10 protein-coding genes are annotated in these 14914 nt (G+C 45.7%); 7 read left to right on the top strand and 3 right to left on the bottom strand.

Annotated features, from left to right (window positions below; translation table 11 throughout):
* Window positions 1–272 precede the first annotated feature (272 nt).
* From IKG78_RS06335 to IKG78_RS06350, 4 genes are all read left to right on the top strand, one after another.
* Window positions 273–1106 (top strand): TIGR02147 family protein, encoded by an 834-nt coding sequence (locus IKG78_RS06335; protein WP_290941099.1) that lies wholly within the window; start codon window positions 273–275, stop codon window positions 1104–1106.
* A gap of 12 nt (window positions 1107–1118) precedes the next feature.
* Window positions 1119–2909 (top strand): FISUMP domain-containing protein, encoded by a 1791-nt coding sequence (locus tag IKG78_RS06340; RefSeq protein ID WP_290941101.1) that lies wholly within the window; start codon window positions 1119–1121, stop codon window positions 2907–2909.
* Window positions 2910–2927: 18 nt separating this feature from the next.
* Entirely contained in the window at window positions 2928–4937 is a 2010-nt protein-coding gene (locus tag IKG78_RS06345) for an FISUMP domain-containing protein (protein ID WP_290941104.1), read from the top strand.
* 247 nt (window positions 4938–5184) lie between these two features.
* Entirely contained in the window at window positions 5185–5940 is a 756-nt protein-coding gene (locus IKG78_RS06350) for a geranylgeranylglyceryl/heptaprenylglyceryl phosphate synthase (protein WP_173475746.1), read from the top strand.
* Between the two features lie 77 nt (window positions 5941–6017).
* Here the strand turns inward: IKG78_RS06350 and mnmA are convergent, their stop codons facing one another.
* From mnmA to IKG78_RS06365, 3 genes are all read right to left on the bottom strand, one after another.
* Window positions 6018–7118: a tRNA 2-thiouridine(34) synthase MnmA gene (mnmA, locus tag IKG78_RS06355; RefSeq protein WP_290941109.1), complete on the bottom strand. Its 1101-nt coding sequence runs from the start codon at window positions 7116–7118 to the stop codon at window positions 6018–6020.
* A gap of 337 nt (window positions 7119–7455) precedes the next feature.
* Window positions 7456–8388: a cysteine synthase A gene (gene cysK, locus IKG78_RS06360; protein ID WP_290941112.1), complete on the bottom strand. Its 933-nt coding sequence runs from the start codon at window positions 8386–8388 to the stop codon at window positions 7456–7458.
* A 119-nt stretch (window positions 8389–8507) separates the two neighbouring features.
* Window positions 8508–9794, bottom strand: coding sequence for an O-acetylhomoserine aminocarboxypropyltransferase/cysteine synthase family protein (locus tag IKG78_RS06365; protein WP_290941114.1), 1287 nt, complete (start codon window positions 9792–9794; stop codon window positions 8508–8510).
* Between the two features lie 524 nt (window positions 9795–10318).
* Here IKG78_RS06365 and IKG78_RS06370 point away from each other — a divergent pair.
* From IKG78_RS06370 to IKG78_RS06380, 3 genes are read left to right on the top strand one after another with little or no spacing between them, the layout of a single operon-like run.
* Window positions 10319–11158 carry a TIGR02147 family protein gene (locus tag IKG78_RS06370; RefSeq protein WP_290941117.1) on the top strand — a complete coding sequence of 280 codons (840 nt, stop codon included), beginning with the start codon at window positions 10319–10321 and terminating at the stop codon, window positions 11156–11158.
* 26 nt (window positions 11159–11184) lie between these two features.
* Window positions 11185–12711, top strand: a complete 1527-nt coding sequence (locus tag IKG78_RS06375) for an FISUMP domain-containing protein (protein WP_290941120.1) — start codon at window positions 11185–11187, stop codon at window positions 12709–12711.
* Window positions 12712–12720: 9 nt separating this feature from the next.
* Window positions 12721–14859 carry an FISUMP domain-containing protein gene (locus IKG78_RS06380; RefSeq protein ID WP_290941123.1) on the top strand — a complete coding sequence of 713 codons (2139 nt, stop codon included), beginning with the start codon at window positions 12721–12723 and terminating at the stop codon, window positions 14857–14859.
* The last annotated feature ends 55 nt before the right edge of the window (window positions 14860–14914 follow it).

A 14914-nucleotide genomic window follows, 5' to 3' on the forward strand; every position in this document is an offset into this window, starting at 1 on the left:
CATGGTGGACTAAGGTTGGTGAGCCAGCCGAACCATCCGCCATCTGTATAACTATAGTCCATTGACTACTGATTAATGACTGCTGATTACTTTATGTGTATCATGAAATATTCTAAAAAATTTAAGAAAATAATAAAAAAGCTAAAAATTGAACGAAAAAGCTTAATTTTTATCATAAAAACTATTGACTTTTTGATTTTTTGTATTTATATTTAGAAAAGAAAGCAGCACGGACTTTTCAGTCGAGATGCTGTTTGTGTTTGGAGGAATGAATGAAAGATGTACTAAAGTACACGGACTATCATCAGTATATTGCGGATTATTACGCTGAACGAAAGGCGAAATCCGTGTTTACTTGGCAGACTTTTACACGTGCGGCGGGATTTTCTTCGCCGGTGTTCCTGAAATATGTGAGTGAGGGCCGCTCCAACTTGAGCGAGGATGCGGCGGTTCGTGTTGCTTCTGCGATGTCTCTTATGGGCTACGAGCAGGAATATTTCTGCGAAATGGTCAAATTCGACCACGCCAAAACGGACGAAGAAAAAAAATCCACTTTCAATAGAATGCTCGCCATTGCCGATGTGCATAAAGTGAGAATCCTCGAGGGGGATTCTTTCCGTTATTTCGATAGCTGGAAAAATCCTGTGCTCCGTGAACTCGCGCCTGCGATGCCGGGGGCGAAACCGCTTGCGATGGCTCGTGCATGCCGCCCGGAAATTACCGCTGCCGAAGTCAGCGAATCGCTGAGTTTTTTGCTCAAGGCAAATTTGCTCCAAAAGGACAAAGATGGGAATTATGTGCAGACGGAAAAATCCGTGACGACGGGCCCCATGGCGGTGACGCCAGTTGCTGTCCGCGGGATGCATCGCCAGATGGGCGAATTTGCGCTAGAGGCGATTGAAGGCGTGCCGCAGAACAAACGCCATTTTTCGGGCCTTACGCTTGGAATTACGCAGAATGCTTACGATGTAATTGTTCAAGAAATTGCCGAATTCCGTAAACGCGTTATCGCGATTGCAACAAGGGATGACGAAACGGATGAAGTTTATCGTCTGAACATGCAGTTCTTCCCGATGACCCAAAAGAGTGTGGAAAAAAAAGATTAGGAGGATATGAAGATGTCTAGCTCAAATAAAAATGCGATTTTGTGGTATGCAGCTTTGTTTGTTGCTACGCTGCTTGCTTTGATGTTTACGGCTTGTTCTGAAAATCTTGATGATTCTCCGGTTGTCGGGACCCTTGTGGAACAACCTCTGGCTACGCAAACTCAGGATTCGTTATCTGATGCTCGGAATCCTGTTGCGGGGGATAGTGTAATTACGGAAGATTCTAGTACCCGAAATTCTGGCGTTCACGCTTTGTTCGAGAATATCTCGATATCGGGGAATGCTACTGGTTTAAAACGAATTTTATCGTCTTTGGGTTGGAATAACATAAATTCTTTTACGAAATTATATGAATTGGATTCCATTACTTTGGATACGACCGATAGAATCTTTAATGGTTCTTTTGATAAATCGACAGGAATGATCCGTTTCGACAGTGTTTCTTTCAATAGCCCGTATGTGATGGTGGAAATTTGTTTGAGTAATGATAGCGAATGCTGGCCAACGAATGGCTGGGAATATTCTTATAGAAAGAATTTGTCACTTCGTAAGATTGTGGATTTACGAAAAACACAGAACGTCGTTGTCGATGATATAGGACACCTGAAAAGCTACCGTATAGTACGTTTGGTCCAGTCGGGAATGTTGTATGAAGTTGCGGAGCGACAAGCAAATCGCAATATCCTTGATGCATTTGGCTTTTTCAAAAATTCGTTTGATTTGGATCAGAATGAAAACTTAAACCCTGACGATTCTGTTGCTTTATCTTTTTTAAATATGTACATCTCAGGCAAACTCAGATTAATGATGCCTTCGATTGGCATGTATGGCTCGCTTGATAGTTTGTCTGATTCTGTTCGACAAGCGTGGCTTTGGTCGGAATTGCGGTCTCTGGAATATGACTTGCTGAATTCGTCTGAAAATTCTTTGATGATGACTGTCAGTAGTAACTTTGTTGCGGTGCTTCAAGGCTTGGGTGAATGTACTCCGGCGAAAGAAGGAACAGTGGTTGAAACAACGCATAAATGGTTCGATTTAGTCTGTAAATCTGGTGATTGGGGCGTAGAAAACAATGTGGGTTCTATTGATTCTGCGGGAATGATGACGGACTTGCGCGACGGGAAAAAATATAAAACGGTTTCTTATGATATAATGGGAATTACGGAAACGTGGTTGGCGGAAGATTTGATGTTCGACTCTTCGGACGGAAATTACATGTTCATCGATGCGATTGCTTTAGATACTTCCATTGCGTTACAGTCTCTTGAAGAATGCTTTGAATACGAGCTTGCCTATGTTGCTATGGGGGCTGATGGTCCGAAAGAACTGACCGCAAGAGATTCTTCGCTTGTGCAATCAATCTGCGAAGAGTATAAAAATAATAAGGGCAGCATAGACTATGAGCGTTTTTGGCCAGCTATTGATTCTGTCATTGCAGAAAAAGGGTATTTTCAAGGGGTGTGTCCTGATGGCTGGCATCTTCCTTCGGGTTATGAGTGGGAGAGGCTGATGCGCTATATTACCGATACTTATGATAACTCTGGAAGTTTTTATTCTGCACCGATGTATTTGGAAACGGCAGGATTTGGTACGTTTCTTCTTCCTGATGATGTTTACCCTGGACAAACAAAAGAGACTTATTATGCGATGAAACCTGATTCATCGTATAAAGCGACGGGTTTTGAAGAATTTTACCCTATGATGACCTTTGTGAGATTTGTTTATGATTACTGGGATGTTTTGCCCCGTACAGCGACTTGTGATCTTGGAAGTGTCGTTCGTGTCCGTTGCGTCAAAAATTAAAATGTTTGGGGGAAAACCATGTTTAATTTAAAGCATAGCGGACAACTTGTCTGTAAATTGGCTTCATTACGGTTGCTTGTAACGGCGTGCTTGGCGATAGTCTTGAATTTTGCTATTGCGACACTTTTTGCTGTGTTGTTTGTAGCGTGCTCGTTGGGTGGTTCCACTGAAGAAACTAGCATGGGAGGCTCTTCTGAAGAACCGAGTATCGCCTCGCTTGAGAATGTCTCCGTAAAAGGACTCGCCATGGTGAGTGCGCGGCTTGAGCCTTTGGATACTTCGAAACCTGAAATCGATTTGTCTTTGAATGGAATGCAGAAAGGTTCCATAGTGATTCTTTATGAATTGGATTCGGTTTCGCTCGAAAGAACGGGAGTGTCCTATACCGATACGATTGATAATGACGATGGGTTGTTCAATATTCAGCATATGAATCTAAAGTCTCCGTATGTGTGGATTACTGCTATTGAAAAAAAAGGCTTGTCCATGAAAGTGGAGTATATGGACGATTCTTTTGATGGCTTGTTCCGTGTCAATGCTTTTGTGAATGTCCGGGATACGACTCCTGTTACTGTTGATGTGTTCTCTAGTTTAATAGCGTCCCGTGCAAGGGTGCTAATGTTGGCTGGGAATGACTATGATGCTGCTAGGGCTCAGGCTAAACGGGAAATTCTTGAAGCTTTTGGCATCTATGACTCCGCTGAAAATTTGGACGAGAGCGGTGTCGAATATTATGCAATCCAATCGGTTCTTGTGGCTGTTTTAGGTTCAGAAAACAGTGTTGACGATGTTGTGATAAGTGATAGCCTTGTAAAATCCTTTGGGCGGACAGGTTCGTTTTCAAGTGATTCAGAAGTAATCCTCTATGGAGTGGATAGATTGATTGATAATTTGATTTTTAGACTAGCTATCCCGCAGAAAGTTTACGACCGAATGGGTGCCGGTGTTGCAAGAGAGTATCAGGCAATGCTACTTTATGAAAAATATCTTGCGGGAATGTTGTCTGTAGTTCATGATGCTGGACGGTGTACTCCCGAATTGGAGGGCACGACCGTGATTGTTTCTGATGGATATGGCCGAATTTTAGACGTGAAGTTCAATATTGTCTGTCGTTCAGAACGTTGGCATTTGGCCTATGACCAGATTCCCCATACATTTGATACGTTGATTGATGCTCGTGATGGAAAAGTTTACAAGACGGTGACTTTTGATTTAGGCGGCCAGACGCAGACATGGATGGCGGAAAATTTAAAATACAATGGCGTAAGAACAAGTTGTTACAACGATGACGAACAAAATTGCGATATTTACGGACGCCAATATGACTGGCAGATTGCGATGGGATTGGGTGATTCCATTCTGAGTTGTGAATTCGAGTCCATGCAAGAATGTGTTGATTCCTTGTCGCATCAATATTTTACGGCTCCAAGATCGTATGATTCTGTGTTTGTCGCAAAGTGCATTGCAAAACTTGAAAATCCGAATCCAAAGGATATTGAAAAGTGTAAGTATTATGGTGGTGCCACTCCTTCTATCGATTATGATTCTTTGCAAATTGCGTATAATCTAGAAATTCAAGAACGTTGTGAAAAAGCTTTGAACGGTCGGGCGATGTATGTTGATTTAAACAAGGTAAATTTGGATAGCCTTGCGATAACTCAGGGTGTATGCCCGGAGGGTTGGAGGATTCCTAATTTTGACGATTGGAAATTGCTCTTCGATTTTATTCAACGTGAACTACACTCATGCAAAGCTTCATCCCTGCTTGCGGCCCCTTCGATAGGAGACCCGTTTGGATTTAACTTGTACAATATGGTTGACATGGAATGGGATGGAAATCGGTCGCTAAAAGTTGAAAAAGTTTGGAGCGATTATATCATGATTTCTAAAAGTGACGATCGGGATAGAGCTCGTACGGGTTTTTTCAAATTGAACGAAGCGATGAATGCATCTTATTCATTTAACAATGAAGATGTTATGCCTGAGCCTGATTTTAGGAATCTATTTGTCCGCTGCATCAAGAATTAATCCCTCTTATAGCGCTTGGAGTAGTGTAAGGAGGAAAGAGGGATAGGAGACGGGCTGCGGCCCGCCTTCTCTTTTTTTGCATATCCGAGGCTTTAGCGTTGTTCCCGCTTGTATGCATGTCAATCCCGCTTTTACGTTGTCATCCCGCCGTTTGCATTGTCATTCGCGGCTTGGTCGGGAATCTCTTTGCAGAAATATTGTATCTTTACACTATGTTGCACTTTACGTGCGTAATGAAGGATTTGTTATGAAACCTGGTAAGACCGAACTCCGTTTGAATGCTGAAATCGAGAAGCGTGGGGCTTTGTTTGCAGTGCTGTTGGATCCGGATACATCGGACGAAGCGGCGTTTGTGAAGGCTGGTTCTTTGGCTGCGGAAAACGGTGCGGATCTGCTCTTGGTGGGCGGCTCTTATCTTGGAAATTTCACACTGCCTAAGCAGGTGGCGGCACTCAAAGCTGCTGTGGATTTGCCGGTGGTGCTTTTCCCAGGCGGCGCATCGCAAGTTGTTCCCGGTTTTGACGCCATGCTTTTCATGACGCTTGTGAGCGGTCGCAACCCGAACTACCTCATCGACGAGCAGGTTCGCGGCGGAGCCTTGGTGCGCGCCCTCAACATGGAAGCGATTCCGACGGCATACCAGCTCATCAACAGCGGCAAGCGTACAACAGTCGAATACATCAGCGGTACGATGCCTGTGCCTGCCAACAAGCCCAAACTCAGCATGGTGAACTCCATTGCGGCTGAACTCATGGGCATGCGCTATGTTTATCTCGAAGCGGGCAGCGGTGCTGAAGAACCTGTGCCGGTAGAGCATGTCGCTTACACCCGCAAGGCGACTGAAATGACCATCATCACTGGTGGGGGCATCAAGGATCCGCAGACTGCAGCGGTTCGCGTGGCTGCCGGTGCGCAAATTATCGTGACCGGGACGCTTTGGGAAAAGGTTAACGACCCCGCTTTGCTTAAGGAATTCGCTGCTGCAATTCACGTGAAAGGGTAAAAATCTGTGAACTGTAAGCGGTGACGCGTGCATTGCGCCTTGAAACTATTTCTTTATATCCGCAAAAAATTGAATTTTTACTTCCCGATTATCCCGCTGGCGACGACGCCCTTGTCCGCGTAGAGCACGAGCACTTGACCTGGTGCCGATGCAAATTGTGGTTCGTCAAATTGCACGCTGATTGTACCGGCGGAGGCATCGAGTTCCGTAATTTTTGCTGTTGCGCCTTTGTGCCCGAGGCGAATGTGAGCCGTGAGCGGTTCTTTTAGTAACGGCGATGTTTCCGAAACCATCAAGTTTAAGTCAACGGCAGAAACTTCGGTACAGCTCAGTGCACTTCGCGGTCCGAGAATGACTTGGTTATGATGAGCGTCAATGGCGACAACGTAAAGCGGTTCCGCTTGCCCGCCGATGTTGAGCCCCTTGCGCTGCCCAATGGTGTAATGCACAATTCCCTTGTGCTTCCCGAGAACTTTGCCGTTCACATCGATAAAATCTCCGGGAACGTTATCGCTCTCGTCAAACAGCACCGAGTAATCGCCGCACTCGATAAAATCCTGACTTTCGCGCTTTGTTGCAAAATCATCCCAGCCGATTTCCTTGGCGAGCGCTTTCACATCAGCTTTCTGCATTCCGCCAAGCGGGAAAATCACCGTGGAAAGTTGCTCTGCCGAGAGTCTTGACAAAAAGTACGTTTGGTCTTTATGCTCGTCCAGCGCTTCGTACAAGAACGGAACATCGGGATTCTTGAAATCGAGCCGTGCATAATGCCCCGTCGCAAAGTAATCGAAGTCAATTCCAAGTTTGCGTGCAGCATGCTGTAGCGCTCCGAACTTGATGCTCTGATTGCAACGGACACACGGGTTCGGCGTTCGCCCCGCGCGATATTCTGCACGGAAATAATCGAGAACTTCTCGCTTGTAATCGTCTGCGACCGGAACAACATAATGCGGAATCCCGAGACGCTCGGCAACGAGTTTCGCTTCTTCGATATTCTTGTCTTCGCTTGGGCCATAGCAGCCTTCACGGCCTTCGACCGCAGGCATTTTCACGGAGCCGTCCCACGTCGCCATCGTCATGCCAACAACTTCGTAACCTTGCTTCTTCAGTAAATACGCCGAAAGGGCGGAATCCACACCGCCCGACAATCCAACAGCGACACGCTTCTTTTTACACATTTTTTAACCGTTCTTTTGATAATTGGCGATCCCGGCACAGGGCCGGGATGACATGCCGAAATGATGGCTCCAGATGACAATGCGTCGTATAAAACACAAGCAAACGCTAGAGAGGCGAATGGAACCTTCTAGCGTTTTTCACTCAATGATATGTCATCTCAATGTTTTTCGGTTTCTACTGCGAGGCGAATGGAACCGCGAAGCACTTACCGATTTTTTAGACGAGAGACGAAAGACTAGAGACGAGAGATTCTTGACCGCAAGAGATGGCGTTGTCCTATAATTTATCCAATCTCTAATCACTTCCTACCGTCTACTTCCTACTGCCTACTTATTATTAATCAGCGAAAAGCGGAGTGGAGAGGTAGCGGTCGCCGCTATCCGGGAGGAGTGCGACAATCGTCTTGCCCTTGTTTTCCGGACGCTTTGCAAGTTCGACTGCGGCGTGGAGGGCTGCACCAGAAGAGATACCCACGAGCACGCCTTCAGCCTTGGCGATTGCCTTCCCTGCGGCAAACGCGTCTTCGTTCTTGACCGGGAGCACTTCGTCATAGACGGAAGTGTTCAAAGTATCCGGAACAAAGCCTGCTCCAATGCCCTGGATCTTGTGCGGACCAGCCGTGCCCTTGGAGAGCACCGGAGAAGATTCCGGTTCGACTGCGACAACTTTCACGTTAGGATTCTTAGACTTGAGGTATTCACCAACACCCGTGACCGTTCCACCAGTGCCAACACCTGCGACGAAAATATCAACCTTACCGTCCGTATCTTCCCAGATTTCCGGACCCGTCGTAGCCTTGTGAGCAGCCGGGTTTGCCGGGTTCACGAACTGTCCCGGAATAAAGCTGTCCTTGATTTCAGCAGCGAGTTCGTTAGCGCGGGCGATAGCGCCCTTCATGCCCTTGGCGCCTTCGGTGAGAACGATTTCTGCACCGTAGGCCTTGATGAGCTGGCGACGTTCGACACTCATGGTTTCCGGCATCACGATGATGATGCGGTAGCCGCGAGCGGCAGCGACAGAAGCAAGACCGATACCCGTGTTACCAGAAGTCGGTTCGATAATCACGGAACCCGGTTTGAGTTTGCCAGCAGCTTCGGCTTCGTCAATCATAGCCTTGGCGATACGATCCTTCACAGAACCGGCAGGGTTGAAGTATTCGAGCTTTGCCACAATCTTAGCCTGGAGATTGTTTTCCTTTTCGATGTGGGAAAGTTCGAGGAGCGGGGTATGACCGATAAGCTGGTCAGCAGATGCATAAATTTTTGACATGGTAGAATCCTTTTATTTAGTTAAAAGTTAGAAGTAGGAAGTAGGAAGATTTTTGCTTGCGGTGAAGTTTATCTTGCTATAACTTCCTACCGTCTACTTCCTACTGTCTACTGTTATTGTTAAATCTGATCCAGTGCCTGTGCGAGGTCGTTGATGATATCTTCGTAATGTTCCGTACCGATAGAGAGACGGATTGTTGCCGGAGAGATGCCGGCTGCGGCGAGTTCTTCCGGAGTGAGTTCCGAGTGAGTCGTCGTATAAGGATGAACAACGAGGCTCTTCACGTCGGCGACGTTTGCGAGCAGGCTGAAAATCTTGAGGCTGTCGATGAACTTGAAGGCTTCTGCCTGGCCACCCTTCACATCGAACGTGAAGATGGAACCGCCACCGTTCGGGAAGTACTTGGTGTAAAGTTCATGCTGCGGATGATCCTTGAAGCTCGGGTGATTGACCTTTGCAACCTTCGGGTGCTTCGAGAGGAATTCGAGAACCTTCTTGGTGTTTTCCACGTGACGATCAAGGCGGAGCGAAAGCGTTTCAGTGCCCTGCAAGAGGAGGAATGCATTGAACGGAGAAATTGCTGCACCTTCGTCGCGAAGAAGAATAGCGCGGATATAGACAATGTAAGCCGCTGCGCCAGCTGCTGCCGTGAAAGGCACGCCGTAGCTCGGGTTCACTTCGGTGAACTGCGGGAACTTGCCAGATGCAGCCCAGTCGAACTTGCCGCCGTCAACAATCACGCCACCGAGAGTCGTACCATGACCACCGATGAACTTCGTTGCGGAGTGAACGACGATGTCAGCACCGTGTTCAATCGGGCGAATCAGATACGGCGTACCGAAAGTATTGTCGATTACGACCGGAATCTTGTTCTTGTGAGCGAGTTCAGAGATGGCTTCGATATCCGGGATGTCGGAATTCGGGTTGCCGAGCGTTTCAATGAAAACGAGCTTGGTGTTAGACTTGATAGAGCTTTCGACTTCCTTGAGGTTGTGGATGTCGACGAAAGTCGTTTCAATGCCGAACTTGCTGAGCGTATGTTCCAGAAGGTTGTAAGTGCCGCCGTAGATGGAGCGCTGAGCAACCACGTGGTCACCTTTGCGGGCGAGAGCCGTGATGGCATAAGTAAGAGCTGCTGCACCAGAAGCGACTGCGAGACCTGCGATACCGCCTTCGAGAGCAGCGATGCGCTTTTCGAAAACATCCTGCGTGGTGTTGGTGAGGCGGCCGTAAATGTTGCCCGCATCCTTCAAGTGGAAACGGTCAGAAGCATGCTGAGCGTTGTGGAACACATAAGAAGTGGTCTGGTATATAGGAACTGCGCGAGAATCGGTTGCCGGGTCTGCCTGTTCCTGACCAACGTGGAGCTGAAGAGTTTCGAAATGGAGTTTGTTCTGTGTTGTCATATTATTTAAATCCTTTTTTTGCACTTGGCAAGAAATATCGCAGTCGCCCGATCGTTTTGTTACTGTTGGCGTCGGGCGACGCGATTGTTAATAGGTTTGCTCAATTCTGAGCGTTAAATTTTGGCGGTATTAGGCCCGCCCACCTTTGCTTTGGTTACACATTCGACATCGCATAGCGAAATCCTCCAGGCTTTCCTTTTTTCGAGGTGCCTCGTTCGTTTGACGGGTATAATTTAAAAACTAAATCCTACTAGTCCAATAGGAAAGTAGGGTGAATTATAAAAATTTTTTAGAAAATTGCAGTTCTTATAGTTTTTGGTTATAATAAGACGATGATTTTAGTAATAACGGAGATTGTTGAAAAAAATTGAATATCTTCTTTCCCTATATATTCATGTTCTAGGAATATATCTATCATGTTCTGATTTTGATATTTTTTATTAAAATTACTAAAAATGGTAAAATTTGATTAAAAACGCAAATTTCATGTTCTAATTGTATTTAAAGAGACTATATTTGTACTCATGAAGGAAATCGTTGAATATACGGATTACCGCAAGTACATTCAGGATTACTACGACGAACGCAAACGCACTTCGGCGTTTTCTTGGCATATGTTTGCTCAGAAGGCTGGCTTTTCGTCGGATGTTTACTTGAAGTACGTCTGCGAGGGGAAGAAAAACCTAAGTGTTGGTTCTGCGGGTTCGGTCGCAAGTGCCATGGGGCTTGTCGGTTTTGAACAGACTTATTTTGTTCTGATGGTCTCGTATGCCCATGCGAAAGATGACAAGGCAAAACGGGCTGCGTTCGAAGAACGTTGTGCACTTGCGAATGCGCACAAGATACGCGTGCTTGGAAACGACGAATTTGATTATTTCAAGTCGTGGAAAAATCCGGTGCTGCGTGAACTTGCTCCGCACATGCCGGGGGCGAAGCCGCTTGAAATGGCTCGTGCCTGCGAACCGACAATATCTGCAGCGGAAGTGACCGAGACTTTGAATTTATTGACAAAGCTGCAACTCTTGAAGAAGGACAAGAATGGAAACTACAGCCAAACGGACAAGGCGATTACGATGGGGCCTGTAGATGCTGTGCCTGTGGCGGCGCGTGATTTGCAACGCCAGATGGGCGAATTTGCAATCAAGGCTATCGACTTGCCGCTTTCCGAACGTAGCATGTCCGGGTTTGTTTTGGGACTTACGGAACGTTCGTACGGACGCATCCAGAAGGAAATCGCAGATTTTTACCGTCGCGTCGTGGCGATTGCAACGGAAGAGGATGAAACGGAGCGCGTGTATCGTTTGAACATGCAGCTGTTCCCGATGAGCAAGCGGCTTGAGACTAAAAAAGAAGTGAAAATTTAAAGGAGAGGAATGAGATGAGTAAATCTATGCATAAGAATTTTTGGGCAGAACTTGTTTCTGCTTGTGCATTTGTGTCTATGTCTTTTTTTGCGGCTGCGTGTTCCGATAGCAATGATGTTGCGGGCGGTGCTTCGGGCGATGCAGGCGTTGTTGCCGTGAAGGATTTAGATGTGGCTGGCGTGACGCAGAAGGGGCCGTTCTTGGCCGGTTCATCCGTTGCCATTCAAGAACTTGATGGCCAAACATTGGTGCAGACTGGAAAAAGTTTCAGGGCGGGCGTCAAGAATAATCAGGGTGACTTTGTTGTCAAAGGAGTAAGTCTTGCTTCGCAGTATGCATTGCTTGAGGTTAATGGCTATTACCGCAATGAAATTTCTGGAGAGCGCTCAAAAGGCGTAATTGCGTTGAATGCGTTGACGGACTTGTCGGACCGTAACCATGTGAACGTAAACTTGATGACTCATTTGACGGCGTACCGTATTTTGAAATTGGTTCAAAATGAAGGGAAAACTTTCGCTGATGCCAAAAAACAGGCGGAAAGAGAAGTGCTGAACTCTTTTGGCGTTTTGAATGATATGGGAAATAGTGAAGACCTGGATTTGTTTACGGGTGACGGCGGCGCGTTTTTACTTGCTGTAAGCGTGCTGATGCAAGGTAATGGCTCGGAAGCGGATCTTTCGGAAAGGATTTCCCATGTTGCGGCCGCGTTTGCGGATAGCGGTGCTTGGGAAAGTCCTGAAAAAACGGAAATTGCAGATTGGGCGTACCAAGTTGAAAACGAATTTGAAAAAATTGGTGTGGGAATCAATTTGCTAGAACGTATTCGTAAAAATGTAGAATCGTGGAATGTCGTGGATTCTGTTCCGAATTTTGAAATATTTATAAATAGATTTTGGCTTCATAAATATGGCCTTGGTGCGTGTAGCGATAATAATGTTTATGAAGTTAAACGAAATGAAGATGCTTTGAGCAAATATTATGGCATTGAATTTACATGTAATCCCGATGGTCATTGGAGCTGGGCCCGTAAGAGGGAACTTCGGAACAATGTCTATGAAGAAATTCCGTTGCCGCAAACTAAAGATGACATGTATAAAGTTATCAAAATAGGAAATCAGTTCTGGATGGCTGAAAATGCAAGGCAGACATCGGTAGTTGGTGATTATTTTGGCTGCGAGTGTTATGATGGTAAAAAATTAAATTGCGATGTCTATGGTGTGTTGTGCCCATTTGAAAAGGCTTCCGATGTTTGTCCAATAGGGTATGGTTTGCCGGACCCCGCAGATGTGGAGGATTTGTTGCAATCCTATAGAAGTTCTGGTGTGGAAGCCATACAGGGGCTTCGTGCAATGGACGGCTTTGGAGCTTTGTATGCGGGTTCTTCACAATGGATAACCTCAACGCATCGTGTGGATGGTATTAATGAAAAAGCTTGGTTTTGGATTTCCGATAGAACTTTGCTGAAAATAGATTCTACTGGAGTCCGGGTGGAGTCTGCAGAATATGCTGACATTTATCCGATAAAGGCATCTGTTCGTTGCGTAAAAAAATAGGAGGATGATATGAAGTGTCTAATTTTATTGACGTTTATGATGTTGTTGGCTAGCTGCTCTTCGGATGTATCATCTGTGGAGAATCAAGCTCTCGGAGAAAGTAGCGGTAACATTAGCGGCCTGTCGCAGAAGGGACCTGTCTTGGCGGGTGCTTCGGTTGTTATTCAGGAGCTGGATAGCGTGACACTATTGCAGACGGGGAAAAGTTTCAAGGGCAAGGTGGTGAACGATAATGGCGAGTTTGTGGTTGAAAATGTGAATTTGAAATCGCCGTATGTGTTGCTCGAAGTCAACGGTTATTTCCGTAATGAAGTTACGGGAAAAAATTCGCAAGGGCCTGTTTTCATGAAGGCGATTGCTGATGTTGGTGAGCAAAAGCAGGTGAATGTCAATTTGCTGACGCATTTGGAATATCAAAGAGTCCAAACGTTGTTGGAACGGGAAGGTATGTCTATTGCAGAAGCGAAACGTGTGGCTGACCGTGAAATTTTATCGGCGTTCTATGGAGAATCCTTGAACGAAGAAACCTATGGAAAAACGGAAGTTCTAGACATTTTTGGCGATAGTGAAGGTGATGCCGCGCTTTTGGCAATTAATGTTTTACTGCTTGGCGAAGGGAACGAAGCGGAATTTATGGAAAATTTAGCCAAGTTAGGTGAAGACCTTGCTGAAGATGGCGTGTGGAATGATTCGCTGCTAATGGCACGAATTGCAGATGTAGCCTGTGGAATGGACTTTGATAACGCACTCCCTAGAATTCGTAAAAATATTGAAAATTGGAAGATCGCAAATAAAATAGTTTCATTTGAACCTTATGTGAAATCTTTTTGGGAACGTGTTTATGGACTCGGAAAATGCAATGCGTCTAATTTGGGTGCGGTCAAGAAAAATTCCGCAACGTCAAGTGCTTATTATGGTATGGAATTTACTTGTAGTGAATCTGGTCAATGGACTGCTAATTTAAATGTAGTCCGTGCTGGTTGCGATTCTTGCGGATTCATGGTAGATCCGAGAGATGGACATAAGTACCGCACAATTAAAATTGCTGGCTTGAATTGGATGGCAGAAAATTTGGCTTACAGTGGTGATGGTGAAGGAACGATTTTTCATGATGATGAATCTTATGGGCTTTATTACGCGAGTGAATTATATCCTACCATTAAAGGAGCTCCTGATTCTAATGATGGAGAATGGACGGTTTATACGAGGAGCGGAAATGGCATGTATGTGTATGCCTTACGTACGGGTTGCCCAGATGGGTGGCGGCTTCCGACGCGTGAAGATTTTGCACGTTTGATTGAAATAACGTCTGAGAATGATTATGAGCAACTTTTGTCTGAAAATGAATGGAATTTGCGTCTCTATAGTTTGGATGAATCTAGTTTGGATGAATCAATCGCCTATTTGACATCAACAAAAGTTGAAAGTGATAGAATTGATTTTTCTACGCCCTGGTATTCGTATTACATAATGCATGCTTGGTGGGATAAAAATTCTTTATATGTTTCTATGGGCACTATTGCTGCGCCGCGCGGCTTTATACGTTGTGTGGAGGGCGGGGCTTATGAAAGAAAAATGCTCTCGCCGAGCGAAGTCGCTGTAGATTCCGTTGTAGATGAACGCGATGGAAAAGTGTATAAGACTTTGCGATTTGGAAACCAGCTTTGGATGGCGAAAAATATGGAGTATGCGGTCGGGGATTCCTTGATAGATGGTGAAGAACGTAGTGCAACGTTTTTGGGATTGACGCCTGCAATGGGTACTCGCCGTTATGATATTGGTTGGCGTTATAATTGGGACGAACTTCAAAAAGCGTGTCCTGATGGTTGGAGAGTTCCTAGCAGGAACGATGTAAAGAAATTGCTTAATGCAATTGGTGGAGGCTCTGGTGCGGCTCCGCTACTATCGAAAGATGGAATAGATGCTCAAGATATTTATGGCTTTTCGGCGTTCTCGACAGAATTTGTAGAAGGCGTTTGTACGCACGCAGTTTTAGGGTGTGGCTATAAAAATGTTGCTACTCGATTCTGGACGGCAGATTCAGCGGACGGCACGGTTTATCATTGGCATTTAGGCCAATATGACATAACGTTTAAATCGACTGATCCATCGGAATATTTGCCTGTACGTTGTATGAAAGATATTTAAGGTTCTTGTTTTGACGTTGTTGAAGGCTCTTTGTCAAGCTCAAGGACTTTGTTGG

Source organism: Fibrobacter sp., from assembly GCF_017545445.1.
GTDB lineage: Bacteria > Fibrobacterota > Fibrobacteria > Fibrobacterales > Fibrobacteraceae > Fibrobacter.